The sequence below is a fragment of the Mesorhizobium loti genome (assembly GCF_013170705.1).
Classification (GTDB): Bacteria; Pseudomonadota; Alphaproteobacteria; order Rhizobiales; family Rhizobiaceae; genus Mesorhizobium; species Mesorhizobium loti_D.
Genome location: NZ_CP033334.1, coordinates 5,894,541 through 5,918,455, shown reverse-complemented (window position 1 = coordinate 5,918,455; position 23,915 = coordinate 5,894,541). Strand labels below are relative to the sequence as shown.

General features: G+C 65.6%; 22 protein-coding genes. 16 read left to right on the top strand and 6 right to left on the bottom strand.

Annotated features, from left to right (window positions below; translation table 11 throughout):
* Nucleotides 1–48: 48 nt before the first annotated feature.
* Nucleotides 49–486, top strand: coding sequence for an SRPBCC family protein (locus EB815_RS29075; protein WP_065004934.1), 438 nt, complete (start codon nt 49–51; stop codon nt 484–486).
* A 9-nt stretch (nt 487–495) separates the two neighbouring features.
* Nucleotides 496–2,022 (top strand): zinc-binding dehydrogenase, encoded by a 1,527-nt coding sequence (locus EB815_RS29065; protein ID WP_081294665.1) that lies wholly within the window; start codon nt 496–498, stop codon nt 2,020–2,022.
* Nucleotides 2,023–2,028: 6 nt separating this feature from the next.
* Here the strand turns inward: EB815_RS29065 and EB815_RS29060 are convergent, their stop codons facing one another.
* Nucleotides 2,029–3,312 carry a D-tagatose-bisphosphate aldolase, class II, non-catalytic subunit gene (locus tag EB815_RS29060; RefSeq protein WP_056564534.1) on the bottom strand — a complete coding sequence of 428 codons (1,284 nt, stop codon included), beginning with the start codon at nt 3,310–3,312 and terminating at the stop codon, nt 2,029–2,031.
* On the bottom strand, nt 3,309–4,262 hold the full coding sequence (locus EB815_RS29055) for a sugar kinase (protein WP_056564531.1): 954 nt from the start codon (nt 4,260–4,262) through the stop codon (nt 3,309–3,311). Before EB815_RS29055 ends, EB815_RS29060 begins: the two co-directional genes overlap by 4 nt.
* Nucleotides 4,263–4,526: 264 nt before the next feature.
* Here EB815_RS29055 and EB815_RS29050 point away from each other — a divergent pair, with 264 nt between their 5' ends.
* Nucleotides 4,527–5,561 (top strand): LacI family DNA-binding transcriptional regulator, encoded by a 1,035-nt coding sequence (locus EB815_RS29050; RefSeq protein WP_056564528.1) that lies wholly within the window; start codon nt 4,527–4,529, stop codon nt 5,559–5,561.
* On the opposite strand, the gene EB815_RS29045 is transcribed toward EB815_RS29050, so the two are convergent.
* Both EB815_RS29045 and EB815_RS29040 read right to left on the bottom strand, forming a co-directional pair.
* Nucleotides 5,549–6,499, bottom strand: a complete 951-nt coding sequence (locus tag EB815_RS29045) for an alpha/beta hydrolase (protein ID WP_081294766.1) — start codon at nt 6,497–6,499, stop codon at nt 5,549–5,551. The two genes, EB815_RS29050 and EB815_RS29045, sit on opposite strands and share 13 nt — an antisense overlap.
* 76 nt (nt 6,500–6,575) lie before the next feature.
* Nucleotides 6,576–7,724 (bottom strand): Gfo/Idh/MocA family protein, encoded by a 1,149-nt coding sequence (locus EB815_RS29040; RefSeq protein ID WP_065004935.1) that lies wholly within the window; start codon nt 7,722–7,724, stop codon nt 6,576–6,578.
* A 173-nt stretch (nt 7,725–7,897) separates the two neighbouring features.
* Here EB815_RS29040 and EB815_RS29035 point away from each other — a divergent pair, with 173 nt between their 5' ends.
* The 10 genes from EB815_RS29035 to EB815_RS28990 are packed head-to-tail and all read left to right on the top strand — an operon-like array spanning nt 7,898 to nt 17,409.
* Entirely contained in the window at nt 7,898–9,244 is a 1,347-nt protein-coding gene (locus EB815_RS29035; RefSeq protein ID WP_065004936.1) for an ABC transporter substrate-binding protein, read from the top strand.
* A 2-nt stretch (nt 9,245–9,246) separates the two neighbouring features.
* Nucleotides 9,247–10,179 (top strand): carbohydrate ABC transporter permease, encoded by a 933-nt coding sequence (locus EB815_RS29030; RefSeq protein ID WP_065004937.1) that lies wholly within the window; start codon nt 9,247–9,249, stop codon nt 10,177–10,179.
* Nucleotides 10,176–11,012 carry a carbohydrate ABC transporter permease gene (locus EB815_RS29025; protein WP_056564514.1) on the top strand — a complete coding sequence of 279 codons (837 nt, stop codon included), beginning with the start codon at nt 10,176–10,178 and terminating at the stop codon, nt 11,010–11,012. Before EB815_RS29030 ends, EB815_RS29025 begins: the two co-directional genes overlap by 4 nt.
* A 5-nt stretch (nt 11,013–11,017) precedes the next feature.
* Complete coding sequence (locus EB815_RS29020) at nt 11,018–11,839, top strand: sugar phosphate isomerase/epimerase family protein (protein ID WP_065005110.1); 822 nt, start codon at nt 11,018–11,020, stop codon at nt 11,837–11,839.
* Between the two features lie 11 nt (nt 11,840–11,850).
* Nucleotides 11,851–12,927, top strand: a complete 1,077-nt coding sequence (locus EB815_RS29015) for a Gfo/Idh/MocA family protein (RefSeq protein WP_056564508.1) — start codon at nt 11,851–11,853, stop codon at nt 12,925–12,927.
* Entirely contained in the window at nt 12,927–13,745 is an 819-nt protein-coding gene (locus EB815_RS29010) for a sugar phosphate isomerase/epimerase family protein (protein WP_056564504.1), read from the top strand. The genes EB815_RS29015 and EB815_RS29010 overlap by 1 nt, the downstream gene beginning before the upstream one ends.
* Nucleotides 13,745–14,578: an alpha/beta fold hydrolase gene (locus tag EB815_RS29005; RefSeq protein ID WP_056564500.1), complete on the top strand. Its 834-nt coding sequence runs from the start codon at nt 13,745–13,747 to the stop codon at nt 14,576–14,578. The genes EB815_RS29010 and EB815_RS29005 overlap by 1 nt, the downstream gene beginning before the upstream one ends.
* Nucleotides 14,575–15,297: a ribulose-phosphate 3-epimerase gene (locus EB815_RS29000; RefSeq protein ID WP_056564496.1), complete on the top strand. Its 723-nt coding sequence runs from the start codon at nt 14,575–14,577 to the stop codon at nt 15,295–15,297. The genes EB815_RS29005 and EB815_RS29000 overlap by 4 nt, the downstream gene beginning before the upstream one ends.
* On the top strand, nt 15,294–16,316 hold the full coding sequence (locus tag EB815_RS28995) for an ROK family protein (protein ID WP_056564493.1): 1,023 nt from the start codon (nt 15,294–15,296) through the stop codon (nt 16,314–16,316). The genes EB815_RS29000 and EB815_RS28995 overlap by 4 nt, the downstream gene beginning before the upstream one ends.
* Nucleotides 16,309–17,409, top strand: coding sequence for an ABC transporter ATP-binding protein (locus tag EB815_RS28990; RefSeq protein ID WP_056564490.1), 1,101 nt, complete (start codon nt 16,309–16,311; stop codon nt 17,407–17,409). The genes EB815_RS28995 and EB815_RS28990 overlap by 8 nt, the downstream gene beginning before the upstream one ends.
* 68 nt (nt 17,410–17,477) lie before the next feature.
* Here EB815_RS28990 and EB815_RS28985 read toward each other — a convergent pair whose 3' ends face one another.
* On the bottom strand, nt 17,478–18,806 hold the full coding sequence (locus EB815_RS28985; protein ID WP_056564487.1) for a dicarboxylate/amino acid:cation symporter: 1,329 nt from the start codon (nt 18,804–18,806) through the stop codon (nt 17,478–17,480).
* 307 nt (nt 18,807–19,113) lie between these two features.
* Between EB815_RS28985 and EB815_RS28980 the strand changes: the two genes are divergently transcribed.
* The 3 genes from EB815_RS28980 (at nt 19,114) to EB815_RS28970 (ending at nt 22,801) form a co-directional block, all read left to right on the top strand.
* Nucleotides 19,114–20,931 carry a sensor histidine kinase gene (locus EB815_RS28980; protein WP_056565689.1) on the top strand — a complete coding sequence of 606 codons (1,818 nt, stop codon included), beginning with the start codon at nt 19,114–19,116 and terminating at the stop codon, nt 20,929–20,931.
* On the top strand, nt 20,928–22,310 hold the full coding sequence (locus EB815_RS28975; protein WP_056564484.1) for a sigma-54-dependent transcriptional regulator: 1,383 nt from the start codon (nt 20,928–20,930) through the stop codon (nt 22,308–22,310). The genes EB815_RS28980 and EB815_RS28975 overlap by 4 nt, the downstream gene beginning before the upstream one ends.
* 68 nt (nt 22,311–22,378) lie before the next feature.
* On the top strand, nt 22,379–22,801 hold the full coding sequence (locus tag EB815_RS28970; protein ID WP_056564481.1) for a GNAT family N-acetyltransferase: 423 nt from the start codon (nt 22,379–22,381) through the stop codon (nt 22,799–22,801).
* Here EB815_RS28970 and EB815_RS28965 read toward each other — a convergent pair.
* On the bottom strand, nt 22,798–23,913 hold the full coding sequence (locus tag EB815_RS28965; RefSeq protein WP_056565685.1) for an anhydro-N-acetylmuramic acid kinase: 1,116 nt from the start codon (nt 23,911–23,913) through the stop codon (nt 22,798–22,800). The two genes, EB815_RS28970 and EB815_RS28965, sit on opposite strands and share 4 nt — an antisense overlap.
* Nucleotides 23,914–23,915 lie beyond the last annotated feature (2 nt).

Genomic DNA, 23,915 nt, shown 5'->3' with positions numbered 1-23,915 from the left:
CGAGACAATGCATGCGCGAACGGCCATGCCGACAGCCGGCTCGCAAGCATGACCAAGGTCTATGTCTCTTCGGTCATTCCGGCTCCGGCCGCGGAAGTCTGGAAGCTTGTGCGCAACTTCAACGCATTGCCGAGCTGGGCGCCGTTCGTCGCCGAGAGCCGCATCGAGCAGAGCGCGCAGGCCGACCAGATCGGCTGCATCAGGAGTTTCACGCTCAAGGACGGCGGCCGCATCCGCGAAAGGCTGCTGGCGCTGTCCGACTACGACCTGTCGTGCAGCTACGCGATCCTCGAAAGCCCGATGGCGGTGGAGAACTATGTCGCCACCCTGTCGCTGACGCCGATCACCGACGGCAACCTGACGCTCGCCGAGTGGCAGGCGGAGTTCGACTGCGCGCCCGATCGCGAGGCGGCCTTGATGCATCAGATCGGCAATGGCGTCTTCCAGACCGCACTGAGCGCGCTGAAACACCGGTTCGGGCGCTGACGCCGGCCGATGGTCAAGGTTTGCCAGAGCACGATCATCGAGGCACCGGTTGACGAGGTCTGGGCGATCCTGCGCGATTTCAACGGCCATGACCGCTGGCATCCGGCGATCGCCTTCAGCGAGATCGAGGGTGGCGAGCCGGTCGATGTGGTTGGCGCCGTGCGCCACTTTCGGCTGAACGACGGCGGCGAATTGCGCGAGCAATTGCTGGCACTGTCCGACAGGGACCGCCGGCTGAGCTACTGCCTGCTCGAAGCGCCGCTGCCTCTGATGGGCTATGTCGCCTCGATCCGGCTTAAGCCGGTGACCGACGGCAATGCCACCTTCTGGGAGTGGCGCTCTGAATTCCAGCCGCCGGCGCATCGCCGCGACGAACTGGTCAGGCTGGTCACCGAGGACATCTATCAGGCCGGCTTCGCGGCGGTGCGCAATCTTCTGAAGCGCCGGAGCGTGGGCTCGCCGGTCGAGACGAGACCGCCCCAGGCAATTGTTGCGCCCACTCCGCCCATCAACATGCCGCATGCGCCGTCAAGGATCGCGCCTGGCCAGACAGCAACGACCGCTGCGATCGTTGTCGAGCGTTACGGCGGACCCGAGGAGTTGCGGCTCAGGGACATCGAACTGCCGCCGCTGGCGCCGAACGAAGTGCGGATCCGTCACACGGTGATCGGCGTCAATTTCATCGATGTCTATTGTCGCACCGGGTTTTTCGACCTTTTGAAGCCGCCCGGCGTGCCCGGCATGGAAGCGGCCGGCATCATCGAGGCAGTCGGCTCGGCGGTGTCCGGCTTTTCGGCCGGCGACCGCGTCGCCTATGCCTGTCCGCCGGTCGGCGCCTACAGCGAGCGGCGCAACATGGCGCCTGAATTGCTGGTTCATCTTGCGGACGACATCACGGATGAGATCGCCGCCGCAGGCCTGCTCAAGGGCGTGAGCGCGAGCTTCCTGCTGCACGACGTTCATGCCGTCAAGCCGGGCGAAATCGTCCTCATCCATGCGGCGGCCGGCGGCATCGGCCAGTTGCTGGTGCAATGGGCGCGTCATCTCGGCGCGACGGTGATCGCGACCGTTTCGAGCGACGACAAGGCACGCACCGTCGAACGTCTCGGCGCGCACCATGTCATCGTTTATTCCCGCGAAAATTTCGCCGATGCCGTCATGCGGCTGACAGGGGGCAGGGGAGCCGACGTCGCCTATGACGCCGTCGGCAACGACACCTTCGCCGGCTCGCTCGCGGCCCTTGCCGTGCGCGGCCATCTCGTCAGCTTCGGCCAGGCCTCCGGGCCGATCGGCAATTGGGATATCGGCCGCTTCGCGTCGAAGTCGCTGACCATTTCGCGGCCCAACTATGCCCATTTCACCGACACACCGGAAAAACTTGAGCCGCACGTCGCCAGGTTCTTCCAGGCGCTTCGCCAGGGCGTGGTCAAGGTTGAGGCACCGACGCGCTACGGTCTCGCCGATGCCGCCAATGCGCACCGCGATCTGGAGTCGCGCCGCACGACTGGCGCGCTGGTCCTGATGCCCAGGCCGTAGCCATGGTCAGCCGGTTGCGCGCGCGTAGATGTCGAGAACGTCCGTTACGCTGGCGATCAGCAATTCTCCGGCTTTTGGCGCCACGGACCGGGTCGCCACCGCGCCGTCGAGACGGCCGAGATACTGGCTGATGAGGGGCAGGGGGATGTCACGATCGCCGAGCGCCTGCATAAGCGCATCCACGGCCTGCTGGGCCGCCGGCGCCGGCCAGTAATAGCGGATGCGGTCGCTGTAGGAGAAATGGCGTTCGATCCGTTGCTCAGCCTCGGAGCCGTGATAGTAATTCTTCCAATTGTCCGGCGCCGCCAGCATGACGCGATCCATCGCCGCCGGCAGGGTTTCGCGCGTCCGGTCGGGAACCAGAACCTCGGCGATATGGCTCAAACCGTAGAGCGCTTCGCGCAGCGCGAAGGTCAGCCATGGCCCGACCTTGAGGATGGCGAAGCCGTCATCGACCAGCGCGGTCAGCGCCGAAATCGGCTGGTAGTCCGTCGAATGCGCCTCGAAGACAAATTGCGGCAGGTCCCGCAACGTATCGCCCAATGCACGGGCGTGTTCCGGTTCATAGGTGATCACCTCGGCATTGCCGAATTCGACACCCGGCTGCACGACGACACCGATCGCCCGCGAAAAGGCCTGGTCGAGACCTCGCCGGCTGAAGGCATCGCGGTGGACACGCACGGTTTCACGCGCGGCTTCCGGTGTGGTCACCGCCAGATGGTCCATTGCTTCCAGGGCGCCGCCCGGCACCGGCACTTCGGTGCCGATGACATAGACCGGCTTGGGGCCGCCGCTGCGTTCGGTCGCGGCCTCGGCCACTTCCGCCAGTTCGGCGGCGCGCGCGGCGACCGTCGCATCGGCAGGTGCGGCACCTTCGCCGGCACAACCCATGCTGGCGTCGAGATGGATCTTGGTGAAGCCGGCCTCGGCATAGGCGTCGACCATGCGCGAGGCCTTGGCCATCGCCTCGGGCGCCGGCAGGTGTTTCCATGGATTGGGGCCGAGATGGTCGCCGCCGAGCACCAGCCTCTCCAGGGGGAAGCCGACCTTGCCGGCGACCGTCTCGACGAAGCGGCGGAAATCCCTTGGCGTCATGCCGGTATAACCGCCCTCGTGGTTCACCTGGTTGCAGGTGGCCTCGATCAGCACATCGGCGTCGCGCGCCTTGCCGTGGCGCAGCGCCGCTTCGATCACCAGCGGATGAGCCGAACAGATCGAGGTTATGCCACGGCGTTCGCCCGCCGCCCGGTCCGCCGCTATGGCCGACAACCCGTCCGTAGCCCGGCTCATACTGGCGCTCCGGTCTTGGCGGTCGCAAGGAAGGCTTCGACGGCGGCAAGCGAGGCGATGCCCTCCATCGGGCCCTTCTTGGTCACCGCCAGCGCGCCGCAGCTATTGGCGATGCGCAGCGCCTTCTCGGGCGCTTCTGCGCGCAGCCAGAAGGAGACGAAGGCCGCGGCGAAACAATCCCCGGCGCCGGTCGGGTCGATTTCGTCGACGACGAAGCCCGGTGACGCGGTCCGTCCGGTCTGGTCGTAATGAACGGCGCCTTGCGCGCCTTTCTTGACGACCACGGTGGAGATACCGCGATCCAGCATTTCACGCGCCGCGTTTTCCTCGTCGGCCGCTTTGGCGAAGATGAACAGTTCCGGACCGCTCGGCAGGAAGACATCGGTCTTCGACAGCACGAAATGCAGTGCATCGCGCAGGCCCGGCAGATCGAGCATCTCCTTGCGGATGTTGGGGTCGAAGGAAACGGTACCGCCGCGCGCCTTGACAGTTTCGATCCCGTTGCGCGCCACCTCGATCACCTCGGGCGAGAACAGTGACGTGCCCATGACGTGAAAATGGTCGGCGCCGGCCAGCAGCGCGCGCGCCTCGGCGCCGATCTCGATAAGGCCGGCGGCACTCTGCTTGATGTTGTAGACGAAGTGCCGGCTGCCGTCGGTCTCATAGGTGACGAAGGCTGTGCCCGTGGCGGCGCCACGGTGGACCTTGATGGCCGAGATGTCGGCGCCGTCGGCGCGCAGGCGCTCGATGTTCAAATGGCCGAAATCGTCATCGCCGACGGCTGCGATCAGGCCCGCCGGCTGGCCGAGCCGCGCCGCCTGGTCGATGAAGATCGCCGGCGCGCCGGAGGGAAACGGGCCGACCAGAGGGCCGGGGGCAAGGAAACTCTGGCCGATCCGCTCGGCCATGATCTCGACCAGGATCTCGCCGGCGCAAACCAGTTTCTTCATGTCCTCACCATTCCCAGACTGCCCCGCGGCCGGTTGCCGAGCGCCTTCTCCACGTCCGTACAAGGCCAAAGCCTAGGTTGCGGTTTTCGGAGCGTCAATAAATAATTTGACGTGCGCAATGCTTTTGCATTGTAGTGGAAACGTGAAAATTTGACTGAACAAATTCGGTCGAGCAATGCTGCCTGACGGCAACGGTCGCAGGACTGATTCTGGCCCGACCGGAAGGTTGTCGGCGGGCGCGGGGCAAAGGGGCTGGAAATATCGATGGCGGAGAAGACCCACCGCACGATGGATGATTTCGCCAGGGCGTCCGGCGTATCACGGCCGACCCTGTCGAAATATTTCGACGATCCGGCGAGCGTGAAGCCGGCGACCCGGGCGCGCATCGAGGCAGCACTGCGTTCATCGGATTATCAGCCGAATGTTTTCGCGCGCAATCTCAACCGCAAGCGCACCCGCAATGTCGGCATCGTCGTGCCGGCGCTCACCGATCCATTCTATGCCGAAATGGTCAGCCGCATCGAACTGCGCTGCCGCGACGAGGGGTTCTGGCCGATCGTCATCTCCTCGCACGGTTCGCCGAAACTGGAGGCGGAATCGGTCAAGACGCTGCTGTCGCTGAAGGTTGCCGGCGCCATTGTCGCTCCGCTGGGGTTGGTCTCCGAACCCGGCGTCTTCGAGCGGATGAGCGAGGACATTCCGATCGTCTATTTCGACACCTACATCGAGGGCGACACGCCTTTCGTCGGCAACGACAACCACCAGAGCATCTCGACCATCGTCGACTATCTCTGCCGGTCCGGCGAACCGCCGGTCTATGTCGACATTCCGCACGTCAACCACAATTCCGGGGAACGCCTGCAGGGCTACATCGAGACGATGCTAGCCGCCGGCCTGGAACCCGTCATTCTCAAGGCAGCGGGCGACTACAGCTGGGATTTCGAGCGTATCGGCCATGAATGGATGGACAGGACACTCGAGAAGGGCGGCCTGCCGGCCCGCACGCTGTTGTGCGCGAACGACCGTCTCGCCTTCGGTGTCATGTCTGCCGCCTTTTCGCGCGGGCTGAAGATCGGCCGCCGGGCCGATTGCGATTTCCGTGTCGCCGCCCATGACGATCATCCACTGAGCCGCTACACCTGTCCGGCACTGACCACCATGGCGCAGGATTTTGCGGCCATGGCCGGCCGTAGCGTCGAGATCCTGTTGGCCTTGCTGGACGATGCGGGTTCACCCGGGCAGGAGATGGCGCGCAACGTCAAGCTCGGCGCGACGCTGGTGATGCGTCAGTCGGCCTGAGCGCGCGTCTGCAACTGCAGCCAGGCCGCCGCCTCGCTCACCGCTTGTCGCGCCGCCAGAATGTGACGTCCCATCGAGACGAAGCCGTGAATCTGACCCGGCCAGTGCCGCAGGACCAGCGGCACCCCTTCGACGCGCAGGCGTTCGGCATAGGCCGTCCCTTCGTCGGCGAGGATGTCGTGGCCGGCGATCACGACAAACGCCGGTGCGGCGCCAGCCATGCTTGATGCAAGCAGCGGCGTGACGCGCCAGTCCGTGATGTCGTCCGGCGTTCGCACATAGTGGTCGCGAAACCAGGCCATGGTGGCTGCCGTGAGCCCGAAGCCGTCGCCGAAACGTCGGTAGCTGTCCGCCGTCTGGCGCGCATCGGTGTTGGGATAGATCAGGATCTGGGCGGCAAGCGGCGGCGCCAGCCTGTCCCGGGCGAGCAAGGCCAGAACGGCGGCAAGGTTGCCGCCGGCGCTGTCACCAGCGACGGTGATGCGCGCCGGATCGATGCCAAGCTCTCCGGCGTTTTCCGCCATGAAGCGGAGCGCCGCCGTGCAATCCTCGAGCCCGGCGGGAAACGTGTGCTCCGGCGCCAGCCGATAATCGGGGCAGACGATGACGGCGTTAGCCAGATTGGCGAGCCAGCGGCAGATCTCGTCATGCGAGCAGAGATTTCCGATGACCCAGCCACCGCCATGCAGATAGAGTACTGCACGCGCCCCTGTCCGCGGCGCTCCGATGCCGCGATGGACGCGGATCGTGACCGGGCCGTTCGGCCCGTCGATGTGCCGCTGCGAGGTTGCCGCGACCGGCTCGTGCTCGCCCTGCTGCGTCGGGAAGGAAGCGCCGTAGGCGGCCCGTGCCGCCGCCACACTGCCGTTCTCGAACGGCTCGCCACCGGCCGCACGGCCGATTTCGAGGGCGCGCAAGGCATCAGGATCGAGCGTCATCGCCATCTCCGTCGAAAGCAATTCCAGGAAAAGTGTACGGCGGTTTTCCGTCCGGAATTGCGTGAAAACAAAGGGCCTATGCGAGCAGGCTGCTTGCCTCGTCCTCAGTCAGCAGCGCCGGCTGGACGACGTCGCCGGCAATGGCGACCGAGCTTTTGGTTTCGCCCGAACGCAGGATCGCTTCCATGATCTCAAGCACATGCAGCGCCAGATTGCCGGAGGCGCGAGGCGTTGCTCCTGTCTTCAGAGAGCGCACGAGATCGGCGACGCCGAGCATGCGGTAGTTGGCGCGGTCGGGTGCTGCATAGGGCCAGTTGCGAGCGCCGTAGAGTTCGCTTTCGCTGGCGAAATCCTTCCACTCCGCGCCACGTTCGGACAGCGAGACGGTGCCGCCGAACGTGTCGGGATCGGGCAGGCGCAGCGAACCTTCCGTGCCATGCAGTTCGATCGGATGGTTGGAATGCTTGAAGACGTCCCATGAAGCGCCGAAGGTAATGGTGGCGCCGGAACGGAATTCGAGCAGCGACAGCACATTTGTCGGCGTGCCGACCTTGAAGGTGGTGTTCTTGAACGGTCCCTCGGCGGTGATCAGGCGTTCCTCCTGGCCGCGCGTCGCCATCGCCATGACGCGCGCGACGGGGCCAAGCAGATTGACCAGCATGGTCAGATAATAGGGGCCCATGTCGAACACCGGGCCGCCGCCTGGCTGGTAGTAGAATTGCGGGTTGGGGTGCCAATGCTCCATGCCGCGCCCCATCATGAAGGCGGTGCCGGTGACCGGGCGGCCGATGGCGCCCTCATCCATCAGGCGCCGCGCCCGGCGGCCGGCGGCGCCGAGGAAGGTATCAGGCGCCGAGCCGAGCAGGACGCCCCGCTTGGCCGCTTCCGCCACCAGCCGCCGCCCGTCGCTGGCCGACGTCGCGAGCGGCTTTTCGGTGAAGACGTGTTTTCCCGCCGAAAGAGCGGAAAACGAAATGTCGAAATGCGCGGCGGGAATGGTCAGGTTAAGCACAAGATCGATCTCGGGGTCGGCCAGCAGCGCATCGACGCCAAGCGCCTCGATGCCATATTCCTTCGCCCGCAGCGCCGCCATGTCGGCGGAGATATCGGCGCAGGCGCGCAGTTCGATTCCACCAAAGAGGGCGGCATTGCGCAGATAGGTCATCGAGATGTTGCCGCATCCGATAACGCCGATTGCGAGCTTTGCCTTTGATTTTGCCTGCATTTTCGATCGCTCCTCCCTACATGGTCATGCTTTCTCGAATCCACTGCCCTGGCAATGGATCGCCTTCGAAAAACGCTATACAACATTTTAAATATTGACGCGCGTAAAATTTTTATAGAACATGCGAAAATGCTGGCGCGACATCGGGAGGCTGCCAGCCCTAGGAGGAGAAAATGACAGATATGAAAAAACGGCCGACCGCCGCACCTAAGCCTGTGGGTCATGTGACGATCGCCGATCGTCGCCAGTTTCTCATCGGTTCCGCCGGCCTGCTCGGCGCGGCCGCATTCGGGGCGGGGACGTCCCTCGGCATTGGCCGCGCCCGTGCCCAGTCGCGCGCCGAAATCAGCTTCGCCAGCGCGGCCTTCTTCGGCAAGGAGACCTTCGGCGACCTGATCAAGGCCTTCAACGAATCGCAGGACCGCATCCTGGTCAAGAACATCGAGTTGCCGCCGCCGAGCTCTTCGACCGAAGTCTACCAAGGCCTGGTGCAGCAGCTCGCCCGGCGCAACGGCACGCCCGACGTCTTCAGCCAGGACGTGATCTGGATCGCCGGCTTTGCCGCCGCCGGATGGGCGCTGCCATTGGACGAGTATTTCCCGGCCGACAAGCGCAGCGCCTACTTCACTGGAACCCTTAACGCCTGTACCTATGGCGGCAAGCTCACGGCCCTTCCCTGGTTCATGGATTCGGGCATGTTCTATTACCGCAAGGATGTGCTGGAAAAGCATGGCGGCAAGGTGCCGGAAAACTGGGCCGACATGGCCATCATCGCCGCTGCGGCGCAAAAGGCCGGTGATGTCGACTTCGGCTATCTCTGGCAGGGCAAGCAGGCCGAGGTCCTGGTCTGCGACGCCGTCGAGATCATCACCTCCAACAATGGCGCGATCCTGGCGCCCGACGGCAAGTCGTCGCTGATCAACCAGAAGGGTGCGGTCGAGGCGATCCAGTTCCTGCACGACACCATCGCAACCACCAAGATCAGCCCGCAGGACGTGCTGTCCTGGGACGAGGAGCCGTCGCGCCAGCCCTTCACCTCCGGCAAGGCGATGTTCATGCGCAACTGGTCCTATGTCTACCCGATCGCGCAGGACGCCAAGGCTTCGCAGGTCGTTGACAAGGTTGGCGTGGCACCGCTGCCGTCGTTCCCCGGCGGCAAGAGCTCGGCCTGCCTCGGCGGCTACCAGCTTGGCGTCAATGCCAACTCCAAGCAGCGCGAGGCCGCGATCGAGCTGCTCACCTGGCTGTCGTCGACCGAGACCCAGCACCGCATCGCGCTGAATTTTGGCCTGGCGCCGACACGGCCGGCGTTGTTCCAGGACGAGCAGATCAAGAAGGAACAGCCCTTCATGGCGAGCCTGGAGAAAGTGTTCACCGGTGCCACGGCGCGGCCGATCACGCCGCAATACGCCAAGGTGACGCTTGCCTTGCAGTCCGGCATCTCCAAGGCGCTGGTTTCGGGCAAGGTCCAGGCCGAGATGGACACGCTCGCCGACCAGATCAACAAGATCGTCGCCTGACCATGACCGCGGCCGCCACCATTCCGGGCGCCGGCCGGCCGCGGCGGCTTGGCAGGGCGCTCCCCGGCGCCTTCTGGGCCCTCATCCTGCTGACGCCGGCCTTCGTGTCGCTGGCGTCGGTCTCCTTCTACCCGATCGTCAACGGGCTCTATCTTTCGCTCACCAACACCTCGCTGATCACGCAGGATCAGGATTTCATCGGCTTTTCCAACTATGTGCAGCTGTGGGGCGACCCGCAGTTCTGGAACGCCTGGTGGCACACAATGTGGTTCACTGCCGCCTCGACGGTGCTGGAGACGGTGATCGGGCTCGGCATGGCGCTGATCCTGTGCGAGGCCTTCAAGGGGCGAGGGCTTGTCCGCGCGGCCATGCTGGTGCCCTGGGCGATGCCTACCGTCGTCACCTCAAAGATGTTCGGCTGGCTGTTCGACGGCCAAAACGGCATCGTCAACTACATCCTCCTGCATGCCGGGCTGATCGACCAGAACATCAACTGGTACGGCTCACCCGACACGGCGATGATCACCATCATCATCGCCGATGTCTGGAAGACGACGCCGTTCATGGCGCTGCTGCTTCTGACCGGTCTGCAGACGGTGCCCAATTCGCTGATCGAGGCGGCGCGCATGGACGGCGCCAAGGGCTGGATCACCTTCTGGCATATCCGCTTGCCGCTCCTGACGCCAACCTTGCTGATCGCAGGCCTGTTCCGCGCGCTGGATGCCTTCCGCGTCTTCGACCTCGTCTATGTCTTGACCGGCGGCGGCCCCGCCGATTCCACCGAGACGCTGTCGACGCTGTCCTACAAGGTGCTCTTCTCGACGCTGCAGTTCGGCTACGGCTCGGCCGTGTCGACAGCGATGTTCATCACCGAGGGCATCATCGCGCTGGTCTTCGTCGTCTTCCTTGTCCGCCAGATCAGGAGGGCGCAATGAACGAGACGCGCTCACCGCTGCAGAGCTTCGCCATCTATGCCGGCGCCTTGCTGATCCTCATCTGGTCGGGCGGTCCTTTCCTCTGGCAGTTCTCGACCTCCTTCCAGCTCGACAAAATGCTGACCTCGGGATCGCCGTCGCTGATCCCGCATCCCTTCACGCTGGAGCATTATTACAACGCCTTTTTCGAGAAGCAGCTTCACCGCTATGTCTGGAACTCGCTGGTGGTCTCGCTGGCGACGACCTTCCTGTGCTTGTTTGTCGGCTCGCTGGCCGCCTTCGCGCTGTCGCGGCTCAACATCAAGGGCCGCTTCGGCGTCCTCATGGTCATCCTGTCGGTGTCGATGTTCCCGCAGATCGCGCTGGTCGGCCCGCTCTATCTCGTCGCCACCAATCTCGGCCTGCTCGACACCTACACGGCGCTGATCATCACCTATCTGGCGCTCGGCCTGCCGCTCGTCACCTGGGTGCTGTTCGGCTATTTCGAGACCCTGCCGCGCGAGATCGACGAGGCGGCGCGCATGGACGGCGTCAGCGTGCCCGGCCTGCTCTGGCGTATCATCCTGCCGATGTCGCTGCCGAGCCTGGTGACGACAGGCCTGCTTGCCTTCATCACCGCGTGGAACGAATTCCTGTTCGCGCTCGCCTTCACTTCAAACATCGACCGGCAGACGATCCCGGTCGGCATCGCCAACTTCACCAACCTCTATTACGTCCCCTGGGGCGACATCGCCGCGGCCTCCGCCGTGGTGACCGTGCCGTTGATCCTTCTGGTGCTGTTCTTCCAGCGCCACATCATCGAGGGATTGACCCAGGGCGGCGTCAAGGAATGAACGACATGACACAGACGAAGCTCAAGGTCGGCTGCCAGACCTTCACCTGGGAAATGCTTGGAAAAGCCTGGGCCGGCGGCCCCGACGATCTGTTGAAGGCGATCGCCGATGGCGGCTATGCCGGCATCGAGATCACCGACACCATGATCGGCCGCTACGCCGACCGGCCGTCGGAGTTCGCCGCCGCGCTGAAATCCTCCGGCCTGACGCTCGTCTCCTTCGCCTTCGGTTCGAAGAGCGGTTTCACGCTCAAGGAGGAGATCGGCGCCGACCTCGAGGCGGCGCAGCGCTGGATCGATTTCGCTTCCGCCTTTCCCGGCGCGCTGGTGTCGATGGGGTCGGCAACCGTGGTGTCCGAAGGGCCGCGCGATGACAAGTTCGCCATCGCCGCCGAGATTTACAACAAGGCCGGCGAGCTTGGCCGCAAGGCGGGCGTCCAGGTGGCGGTGCATCCGAGCTCGCATCACAACACGCTGCTGTTCGACCGCGCCGATTACGACAGGATCTTTGCCTTGCTCGACCCCGACCTGGTCGGCTGGGTGCCGGACACCGGCCACATATTGCGCGGCCACAAGGACATGGCCGACACGCTGCGCACCTACCGCGACCGCATCCGCTATATCCATTTGAAGGACGTCGACGCCGACGGTACCTGGGCGATGCTGGGCAAGGGCGTCTGCGACACCCAGACGGTCATCGAGATCGCGAACACCGCGCCGCGTTTCAACGGCTGGCTGGTGCTGGAAGAGGAATCCGAGACGGCCGCCGCCGATCCCGCCGGCGCGGTCAAGACCAACCGCCAGACAATGCGCGGCTACGGCGCCTGAAGAACGAGACGATGATCAAGAAACAAGACAGACGCCTCAGGGTCGGTGTGCTCGGCTGCGGCCCCATCGCGCAGTTCGCGCATTTGCAGTCCTGCGCGAAGGCCGGAAATGCCGACCTCTACGCCATCTGCGACGCGGCGCCCGACCTGCTCGCCCGCATGGGCGCCACCTACGAGCCTCGGAAGATGTATGCCGATTATGACGCGATGCTCGCCGATCCCGAGCTGGAGGCGGTGATCGTGGCGACGTCAGACGCCTATCACGTGCCGATGTCGATCAAGGCGCTCGATGCCGGCAAGCATGTTCTGTGCGAAAAGCCGATCGGCACCTCCGTCGAGGAAGGCGAGGCTCTCGCGGCAGCGGTGAAGCGCTCCGGAAAGGTGCTGCAGGTAGGTCACATGAAGCGCTTCGACCCGGCGCTTGAGGCGGCCCGCGACTTCGTCCGCGACGAGATGGGCGAGGTGCTGGCGCTGAAGGCCTGGTATTGCGATTCCACCCATCGCTACACCAACACCGACGCCATTCAGCCGCTGCCCGTCACCAGCAAGCTGGCGAGGAAACCTTCGGGCAATCCAAAGGCCGATTTGCGGCAGTACTTCATGCTGGCGCACGGCTCGCATCTCGTCGATACCGCGCGCTTCCTGTGCGGCGAGATCACCGCCGTGCGCGCCCGCCTCAACGAGCGTTTCGGCGCCTATTGCTGGTTCGTCGAAACCGAATTCGCCAGCGGCGCGCTCGGCCATCTTGATCTCACGGTGGCCGTACGCATGGACTGGCACGAGGGGTTTCAGCTTTATGGCGAAAACGGTTCGGTCATCGCCAAGACGTTCAACCCCTGGTACTTCCGCGCCAGCGAGGTCGACATCTTCCATGAGAAGGACGCGACCTCGCGCAGACCACTCGGCGCCGACGGCCATTTTTTCCGCCGCCAGCTGGAAGGTCTTGCCGATACCGTACTGAACGGCGCGCCGATGCGCGGCGCCAATGTCGAGGACGGTATCGCCTCGATCCGCGCCATGGTGGCGATTGCCCGCTCGGTTGTATCCGGCGAGCGGGTCGAACTCGCCTCGGTTTCGGGCGCGGTCTGATGCGCCTCGGCATTTTCGCCAAGACTTTCACGGGCAGCGACCCGGCCGCTGTGCTGGCCGCGGTGAAGCAGGCCGGATACGAGACGACGCAGTTCAATCTCGCTTGCGCCGGCCTGCCGTCGATGCCGGATGCGGTACCAGAACAAGCTATCTTAGCCATTCGCGCTGCCGCGCAATCATCAGGCGTTTCGCTCGTCGCCCTGTCGGGCACGTACAATATGGCGCATCCCGACAAGGCCGTGCGTGACGATGGCCTGCGGCGCCTTGCCGTCGTCATCGAGACGGCTTCTGCCCTGGATATTCCCTTGGTCACGCTCTGCACCGGTTCGCGCAATGCCGCCGATCAATGGGCGTATCATCCCGACAATGCCACACCGTCCGCCTGGTCCGACATGGCTGCCGAGATGGCGAAGGCGCTGGCGTTGGCGGAAGAAGCCGGCGTCGATCTCGGCATCGAGCCCGAGCAGGCCAATATCGTCACCTCCGCCGCGGATGCGACGCGCCTGATCGCCGACATGGGCTCCAGCCATCTCAAGATCGTGCTCGATCCGGCGAACCTGTTCGAGCACGCGACGCCGGACGAAGCGCGTGCGATCGTTGCGGACGCGATCGAGGAGGCCGCCGGCCATATCGCCATGGCGCACGCCAAGGATCGGCATGGTGACGGCCGCTTCGCCACGGCAGGGCAAGGCATCGTCGATTTTCCGGATTTCGTCGCGCGGCTGAAGGGAGCGGGTTTCGATGGTGCGCTCGTCACCCACGGCCTGTCCGCTGGTGAGGCGCCTGGTGTCGCCGCCTTCTTGCGGGGACTGCTGTGATGAGCGCCGCGCCGACGGTCATGCATCGCGACGATGCCGCCCTTCGTGTCTTCGACACCGGACAGGGCGAGCTTCCCGTCGTCTTCCAGCACGGCCTCGGCGGCGATGCCAATCAGGTGGCGCAGAATTTTCCTGACGGCCCGTCGTGCCGCCGGCTGACCGTCGAGTGCCGCGCGCAGGGCGGCTCCGGCGCTGGCAGCAAGCGTCCGTTCTCGATCGCGATGTTCGCCGATGACGTGTTGGCGGCCGCCGATGCGGCCGGGCTTGACCGCTTCATCGCCGGTGGCATCTCGATGGGTGCGGCGATCGCGTTGCGGCTTGCCGCCTGCCACCCGGACCGCGTGCTTGGCCTGGTGCTGGTGCGTCCCGCCTGGGCCTTCGCTGCGGCGCCGCAAAACATGCGCCCTTACACGGAGGTAGCGGACCTCATCCGCCGGCTTCCACTGGCTGAGGCCCGGGACACCTTCGCATCCTCCGCGACATCGGCCCGCTTTCGCACGGAAGCGCCGGACAATCTCGCCTCGCTGCTCGGCTTCTTCCAGCGCGAAAACGCTGATGTCTTTGCCGAGGTGATGCAGGCGATCGCCAATGACGGGCCCGGCGTGACGCGGGCGCTAGCCGCCAGCCTCGCAAGACCCACGCTCATCATCGGCAGCGGCATCGACCTCGTCCATCCCTTGGCCACCGCCCGTGAGCTCGCCGAGACCATCCGCAATGCGGTCTTCGCCGAGGTCACGCCAAAGGCCACCGACAAGGATCGCCATTTCGCCGAAATCCGCGCCGCCATCGGCGCCTTTCTCGACAGAAATTTCAACAACCAGGACCAATCATGACTTCAAAGCCTCTGTCAGGCCCGGCCGCCATCGCCGCATTGCCGCGCGATCGCCTGATCGCCGAATTCTCGCTCTGGTCGGCCAATCTCGCCAATTTCGAGAGCGACCTGAAGCGCATCGAACCTTATGTCGATCTGCATCACATCGATGTGGCGGACGGCCATTTCGCGCCGTCCTTCCTGTTCTTCCCCGATCTCGTCGCCCGCATTGCCGGCCTGACGGCGAAGCCCATCCACGTCCATCTGATGGTCGATGCCGCAATCGTCGAGGCGCAGACGCGCCAGTTCATTGAGGCCGGCGCCGACATGATCAGCGTCCATGCCGAAAACGGCGAGGCGGGATTGCGCGCCGCACGGCTGGCCCGTGAGCTCGGCGCCGAAGCCGGTGTCGTGCTGAGGCTGGAGACGCCGGTCGAGGTGATGAAGCCTTTCGTCTCCGAGGTCGCCTTCGTCACGCTGCTGGGCACCGCGATCGGCGTGAAGGGCCAGGGCCTGTCGGAGACGGCCTGCGACAGGCTGGGTGCTGCCCGCGCCATCCTGCGAGAAGCTGGTCGCGAGGACGCCGTCGTTCTTGCCGCCGATGGCGGCATCCGCCACGAGACCGTGCCGCTGCTGCGTGCCGCCGGCGCCGAGACCGTGGTGCTCGGTTCGCTTGCCTTTGGCGACAAGGATCTGGCCGGTCGCATCGGCTGGCTGCACGGGCTGAAGGTCGCGGCATGAGCACCGAGGCCGCCCTCGCGATCGATCTTGGCGGTACCGAGCTTCGTGCCGCGCTGGTCGACCGCGACGGCAAGATCCTGGCCTTCGCCGCCGTGCCGACGCAGGCGCAGGCCGGCCCCGACGTGGTGATCGGCCAGATCGAGGCGTTGGCCGCCTCCGTGCATGCCGAGGCGCCGGGGCTTGCCATTGTCGGCGTCGGCGTCGGCGCGCCTGGACCGCTCGATCCGCTGGCCGGCATCGCCGTCGGGCCGCCGACGCTGGCCGGCTGGCAGGACGTCCCGCTGGCCGACATGCTCGAGCGGCGGCTTGGCCTGCCGGTGCGGCTGGAGAACGACGCCAACGCCGCGGCACTTGGCGAATGGCGCTTCGGTGCCGGCCATGGCGCACGCTCGCTGGTCTTCGTCACGGTCTCGACCGGCATCGGCGGCGGTGTCGTCGCCGATGGGCGCATCCTGCACGGCCGTCGCGGCCTTGCCGCCGAGATCGGCCACATGACCATCACCAATGAAGGCGAGCGCTGCATGTGCGGCGTCGTCGGCTGTTTCGAGGCCGTCGCCTCGGGCACGGCACTTGGCCGCCGCGCCAACGCCGCGACGTCGGCATTCGATGGCTCGACGCTGCGTCGCCTTTCGGCCAACGCCGAGGTTACGGGACGCCATGTGGTCGAGGCGGCGCGGTTGCAGGACGATCTCGCTTTGGCCCTGCTCGAGGAGGAAGCCCGCTGGCTGGGCGTCGGCTTCACCAATCTTCTGCATCTCTATTCGCCCGACGTGCTGGTCGTCGGCGGCGGCATCGGCAATGGCCTCGACCTGATGCATCCGGTCATCGAGGCGACCATTCGGCAACGCGCCATGCGTGCCTATCGCGACGTGCCGGTGGTCCAGGCGCAGCTCGGCCGCCATGCCGGGCTGGTCGGCGCCGCCAGCCTTGTGCTGTTTGATGATTTGGATGCGTTGGCCGCCCGCATGCCTGTCGGGCCAAGCATCTATCCGGACAAGAGGAGGGACTTCAATGGCTGAGCTCAAGTTGCGCGGCGTGCGCAAGTCCTATGGCAACGCCGAGGTCATCAAGGGCGTCGACCTCGATGTCGGCGACCGCGAGTTCGTCGTCTTCGTCGGCCCGTCCGGTTGCGGGAAGTCGACGCTGCTGCGCATGATCGCGGGGCTGGAGAAGATCACAGCGGGCGAGCTCATGCTCGACGGCGCGCGCATCAACGAGGTCGATCCGTCCGAACGCGGCCTTGCCATGGTGTTCCAGTCCTACGCGCTCTATCCGCATATGACGGTGGCCGAGAACATGGGCTTCGCGCTGAAGATCGCCGGCCTGCCGGTGGCCGAGCGAGACGCCAAGGTCAAGGCCGCGGCCGACGTGCTGCAGCTGTCGCATCTGCTCGGCCGGCGGCCCAAGGAACTGTCCGGCGGCCAGCGCCAGCGCGTCGCCATCGGCCGCGCCATCGTGCGCCAGCCGAAAGTCTTCCTGTTCGACGAGCCGCTGTCGAACCTTGATGCGGCACTGCGCGTCAACATGCGGCTGGAACTCATGCAACTGCATGAGCGGCTCGCCGCCACCATCGTCTATGTCACGCACGACCAGACCGAGGCGATGACCATGGCAGACAAGATCGTCGTCCTCAATGGCGGCACGATCGAGCAGGTCGGCTCTCCGCTCGATCTCTATAACCGCCCGGCCAATGTCTTCGTTGCCGGCTTCATCGGCTCGCCGAAGATGAACATACTGCCGGTGCGGGTCGTGTCCGCGGATGGGAATGGCGTTGCGGTCGCCTTGCCGGGCGGTGCCAGCCTGGTCGTTCCAGCCGCTGCGGGCGGGCTGGCGCCGGACAGCGAACTGCTGCTTGGCATCCGGCCGGAGCATATCCGCATCGCCGATGCGGGCCAGTTCAAGGGCGAGGCGGTGCTGGCCGAGCGGCTCGGTGGCTTGACTATCCTGCATGCCGATATCGGCGAGACGGCCAGGCTTGTCGTGCAGACCGAAGGCACCGACACTACCCCGCTGCACAGCCCCGTCGCGATGCAGGTCGATCCGTCCCACTGCCATCTGTTCGCCGCCGATGGCAAGGCGCTGGCGCCACTTGGCGGAACGCGCGCCGCCTGACGTCTTCGAGGCATGAAATGGCCGGAGGCAATGCCTCCGGCCATTCACTATCGTGCGTTCCCGCGGGATCACTCGGCTGGAACGATGTCCGCCGGCAGGCTGTCGTCGGCCGTACCCGCCAGGGCTCTCGCCAGCTTGGCCTCGTCGAGTTCGCCTTCCCAGCGCGCGACCACCAGCGTGGCGACGGCGTTGCCGATGAAGTTGGTCAGCGCCCGGCACTCCGACATGAAACGGTCGACGCCGAGGATCAGCGCCATGCCGGCGACCGGCACGGAGGGGACCACCGAAAGCGTCGCGGCGAGCGTGATGAAGCCCGCGCCGGTAATGCCGGCGGCACCCTTCGAGGACAGCATGGCAACCAGCAACAGCAGGATCTGGTCGCCCATCGACAGGTGGATGTTCGTCGCCTGCGCGATGAACAGCGCGGCCAGCGTCATGTAGATGTTGGTGCCGTCGAGGTTGAAGGAATAGCCGGTGGGGATGACCAGGCCGACCACCGAGCGCTTGGCGCCGGCCTTCTCCATTTTCTCCATCAGCGAGGGGAGGGCGGCTTCCGACGAGGAAGTGCCCAGCACCAAAAGCAGCTCTTCCTTGATGTAGCGGAGCAGCGACAGGATGGAGAACCCGTTGTAACGGGAGACCGCACCCAGCACGACGAACACGAACAGCAGCGACGTCGCGTAGAATGTGCCGACCAGCATGGCGAGGTTGATGACCGAGCCGATGCCGTATTTGCCGATGGTGAAGGCCATGGCGCCGAAGGCGCCGATGGGGGCGGCCTTCATCAAGACGCTGACCAGCTTGAACATAGGCGCCATCAGCGCCTGCAGGAAGTTGAGCACCGGCGCGCCCCTGTCGCCGACCAGAGCCAGCGCGATGCCGAACAGCACCGAGAAGAACAGCACCTGCAAAATGTCGCCATCGGCGAAGGCGCCGACGATCGTGCCGGGAATGATGTTCATCAGGAAACCGGTGACCGACTGGTCATGCGCCTTGGCGGCATAGGTGTTGACGGTCGAGGCATCGAGCGTTGCCGGGTCGATGTTGAAGCCGGCGCCCGGCTGTACGACATTGGCCACGATGAGGCCGATAATGAGCGCCAGCGTCGAGAAGGTGAGAAAATAGAGCATCGCCTTGCCGGCAACGCGGCCGACCTTCTGCAGGTCGCTCATGCCGGCGATGCCGGTCGCCACCGTCAGGAAGATGACCGGGGCGATGATCATCTTGACCAGCTTGATGAAGGCGTCGCCGAGCGGCTTCATGCTCTCGCCGATCGACGGATAGTAATGGCCGAGCAGGATGCCGACGGTGATCGCCACCAGCACCTGCACGTAGAGTTGGGCATAGAGGGGCTTGCGCTGCGCGGCGGCCGCGCCCGATTGGTCTGCGATGTGCATCGAACTCTCCCTGGCCGGATGGACGGAACCCGTCCTGCGTGACTTCTCCCATCGCGGCGTTCCGGTCGCCCGCCGCTGGAGGGAGTTTTGCAAGCGCTGTGCCAGATCGGGGAAAGCCCGGAATCCCGGGATTCCGGGCATTCTTCGGCTGCCTTCGGTGGAGGCGTGTGCGGATTTCCGCACAGGAGGCGTTTGCCTGGGCGGAATTTCGCATTAGAGTGTGGCCACAAGGCCGCGAGAAAGGGAGAGGCAGACGCCGCAGGCACGCACTGATAGCGGCTCGGCCGGGTTCGCCGGCGGCGAAGCGCTGCGCGAGGCGGTTGGCCGGCTGCGCGACGGCCGCTGGCTGATCGTCGTTATCGCCCTTGCGATACTGGCCGGCGCGATCGCCATTGCGGGACGCATCGCCACCGGCCAGGCGACCAGTGACCTGCGCGACACGGCACTTGCCGCCCTGCCGCTGGCGGCGGGGACGCTGACAGGCGAAATCGAGAAACAGCGCCTCGTCCCGCTGGTGCTGGCACGCGACGACGCGGTGCGCGGGGCCTTGCGCCGGGCCGGGACGATGCAGGAAGCGGCTCTCAACGACAAGCTCAAGGCGATCGCCGGCGATGCCTCGGCCTCCGCCATCTACGTCATCGACACGGCGGGCATCGCGATATCGGCCAGCAATGCCGGCGAGCCGACCAGCTTTGTCGGCATCGACTATAATTTCCGCCACTATTTCAACGAGGCAATGGCGAAAGGCTCCGCCAGCCAGTATGGCCTGGGCACGATCAGCGGCCGGCCGGGTCTCTATCTTTCGAGTCGCGTCGACGACAACGGCAAGCCGCTGGGCGTCGTGGTGTTGAAGGTCGAGCTCGACGGTGTCGAGGCCAATTGGCGCTCCAGCGGGTTCCTGGTTTTCGTCACCGACGAACGCGGCGTCGTTCTGGCCACCAGCGAGCCCGAATGGCGGTTTCACGCGCTGGCGCCGCTCTCCGCCCAAGATGCCGCCGCTGCCCACGAGCAGTTGCAATTGGCCGATGCCGCCTTCGAACCGCTGCCGATGCGGCGCGCTGCCGGCGACGGCCTGGCGACGATCGAGGGCTCGGGAAAGCCGCGCCAGTTCGTCGAGGTGGTGCAGGGCCTGCCCGATGCGGTCCCGGGCTGGCGCCTCTGGCTGCTGACGCCGGCCGACGCCGCCCTCTCGTCCGCCGCCAACACGGCGCGCCTGACGACGCTGCTTGGGCTGCTGCTGACCGGCTTGCTTGCCTATGTGCTCACAAGACGCCGCCGCGCACGCCGGCTGCGGCAGGAGGCGCTGGCGCGCATGAATGCCGAGCTCGAAAGCCGGGTGTCCTCGCGAACCGCCGAACTGACACGCTCCAACTCGGCACTCGCCGGCGAAATCGCCGAGCGTGAGAGCGCCGAAGCCAAGGTCCGCCGGCTGCGCGACGATCTCGCCCAGGCCAACCGGCTTTCCATCCTAGGCCAGATTGCCGCGGGCGTAGCGCATGAGATCAACCAGCCGGTCGCCGCGATCCGCACCTATGCCGAGAATGCCGGCCGCTTTCTCGAAGGCGGCAAGACAGAACCGGCAACCGGCAATCTGACGTCGATCGTCTCGATGACCGAACGCATTGGCGCCATCACCAGCACCTTGCGGACTTTCGCCCGCCGGCCCGGTGTCGCCGCTTCGCCGCTGCCGGTGCGCGAGGCGATCGACGGCGCACTGTCGTTGCTCTCCGGCCGCATCCGCGATTCCGGCGTCACCATCGTCAAGCCACGCGGCAATGCATCGCCGATGGTGATGGCAAGCCGCATCCGGCTGGAGCAGATCCTGGTCAACCTGCTGCAGAATGCGCTCGATGCCATGAAGGACCAGCCAGATCCCCGCATCGAGATCGATCTCGCCGAGCGCGACGACAGGGTGCTGATCTCGGTGCGCGACAACGGTCCCGGCCTCGGGCCGGAAGCGGCGGGCAATCTGTTCATGCCGTTCCAGACCACCAAGGAGAAGGGGCTCGGCCTCGGGCTGGTGATCTCGCAGGAGATCGCCCAGGAACTGGGCGGCACGCTGCGGCTCGATCCCGACAGCGCCGCCGGGGCATCCTTCACCATTGATTTGAGGCGAATTGAATGAACGAGGGACCAGGGCTGGTGGCGCTCGTCGAAGACGATGCCGACCTGTTGCACGCCACCACGCAATTGCTCGAACTCGCCGGCTTCACGGTGGTCGCGCGCGACGCCGCGGAGGCAGCGCTTGCTGTCGTCGACAGGGACTTCGATGGCGTCGTCGTCAGCGATATCCGCATGCCGGGCATGAACGGGCTGCAGCTGTTCGATCGCATCAAGGCGATCGACCCTGATATACCCGTGATCCTGGTCACCGGGCATGGCGATGTCGACCTTGCCGTCGCCGCGCTCAAGGACGGCGTCTATGATTTCATCCCGAAGCCCTATGCCGGCGATCGGCTCGTCGAGGCGCTGAAACGGGCGAGCGAGAAGCGGCGGCTGGTGATGGAGAACCGGCGCCTGCGTGAAGCCGCGGCACAGGCTGCCGACGGCCTGCCGCTGATCGGCGAAGCGCCCTCGATCCGCCGCCTGCGCGAAACCTTGCGCCAGATCGCCGACATGGATGTCGATGTGCTGGTGGAAGGCGAGACCGGGACCGGCAAGGAAGTGGTGGCCGACCTCCTGCACCGGTGGGGCCGGCGCCGGGCAAAGCCCTTCGTGGCGTTGAACTGCGGTGCTCTGCCCGAGACCGTCATCGAAAGCGAGCTGTTCGGCCACGAGGCCGGAGCGTTCACCGGCGCGCAGCGGCGGCGGATCGGCCGCGTCGAGCATTCCAGCGGCGGCACGCTGTTCCTCGACGAGATCGAATCCATGCCGCCGGCTCTCCAGGTCAAGCTGCTGCGGGTGCTGGAGACACGCAGCTTGACCCCGCTTGGCTCGAACGAGACCCGGCGTCTCGATCTCAGGGTCGTCGCGGCGACCAAGGTCGATCTCGGCCGGCCCGACCAGCGCGGCGACTTCCGCGAGGACCTCTATTTTCGCCTCAACGTGGTGACGCTGCGCGTTCCGCCGCTGCGTGAGCGGCGCGGCGATATCCCCATGCTGTTCGGGCATTTCCTCGGCAAGGCGGCGGAGCGCTTCGGTCGGCCGGTCGCAAAGGTGAACGCCGCGGTAAGCGATCATCTCCAGTCGCATGACTGGCCGGGTAATGTGCGCGAGCTCGCCCATTTTGCCGACCGCGTGGCGCTCGGTCTCGGCCCGGACGACGAAGCTGAGGCGCCCGCGCGGCTTCCGGAACCCTCGGCGGCGTTGCCGGAGCGGGTCGGGCAATATGAGGCACAGCTCATCCGCGATGCGCTGCGCGACCATGGTGGCGATGTGCGCGGGGCCATCGACGCGCTCGGCGTGCCGCGCAAGACATTCTACGACAAGCTCAAGCGCTACGGCATCGCCGCATCCGAATTCCGCAATGGCGGAGATCCGCACCCTGTTCGAGAGCCGACATAGACATTGCGCCAGGGCTTTGCGCCTCGTAACGCTTCACTCCCATCCAGCCGAGCTTTCCGGAAAGAGCCATGAAGACGAACCTAGAAACAACGGCAAACCCCTTGCCGGAAGAACTGGCCTTTCTCGGCGAGCGCCTGACGGTGTTCAACGATGGCGATGTCGGCGCGTCCGAAAGGAAACCGCTGGCTGTGTTCGTGCGTGACGAGGATGGCGCGATTGTCGCCGGCATCTCGGGCTACACGGCCTGGGGCTGGCTTTACGTGCAATGGCTGTGGGTCGACGAGAGGCTGCGCGGCCAGCACATGGCCGGCAAGATGCTGGACGCGGCCGAACAGGAAGCCGTGGCGCGCGGTTGCCACGGCGCGTTGATCGACACCTTCAACCCGAACGCCGACAAGGTCTACCGGCGCCAGGGCTATCAGCCCTTCGGAACGCTGGCCGATTTTCCGGTCGGGCGCAGCCGCATCTTCCTGCAGAAGAAACTGGTTTAACCGGCAAGCTTTCCGCCGCGCATCGGCTGCGGCGCACCCGTGGTGCTCGGAAAACTGATCGGCAGGCCGCGCAGCACGCGCACCGCGAGGAAGGCGAAACACTCGGCCTCCACCGCGTCGCCGCTCCAGCCGAGGCTTTCGGCCTGCACCACCTCGACACCGGCGCGGCTGGCGAGCATGGCCATCATCGTCGGATTGTGGCGGCCGCCGCCGCTGACCACCAGCTTCTTCGGCCGGTGTGGCAAGAGGTCGAGGGCCTTGCCGACGGCGCCGGCGGTGAAGGCGGTGAGCAGGGCCGCACCATCCTCGACGTTGAGGCCATCGGCCATGGCGGCGCCGAAGTCGAAACGGTCCAGCGATTTGGGATAGGGCTTGCTGAGATAAGGATGCTGCAACAGCTTGGCGAGCCTTGCCTCGTCGACCGTTCCCGCCCGGCCAAGCGCGCCGTCGCGGTCCATTTCGCCTAGCCCCCTCGACTTGATGAAATCGTTGAGCGGTGCGTTGGCGGGGCCGGTGTCGAAGGCGACGACATTGTCGGCGCCGTCCCACCAGGTGATGTTGGCGACGCCGCCGAGGTTAAGCACGGCGACCTCGCCGCTGGCGCCAGCGCTGCGCATCAGCGCGGTGTGATAGGCCGCGGCCAGGGGGGCGCCTTGCCCGCCGGCGCGCATGTCGGCCGACCGGAAATCATAGGCCACCTTGGTGCCCAAGATGGCGTGCATCAGCTCGCCGTCGCCGAGTTGCCGGGTTTGGCCGAGCCGTCCGACCTGCGGCGCGCGATGCAGCACGGTCTGGCCGTGGAAGCCGACGACGCCGATATCGGCCATCGTCATGCCGTAGCCTTCGACCAATTCCTTCACCGCTGCCGACTGGGCACGCGTCAGCGCTTCCTCGGCCTTGCGGAAGATCGCCGGTTCCGGCCCGACGAAGTTCCAGGCCCGTGCGGCCGTCAGCGTCTCTTCCAGCAGCGAGCGGATCGATTGGGGATAGGGCATCAGCCGATACGTGCCGAAATCGTCGATCCGCTCGCCGTCGGTCTTGATCAGCGCGACGTCGATATTGCCGTCAAGCACGGTGCCGGTCATCAGGCCGACAGCCCAGATTGGTTCCATCA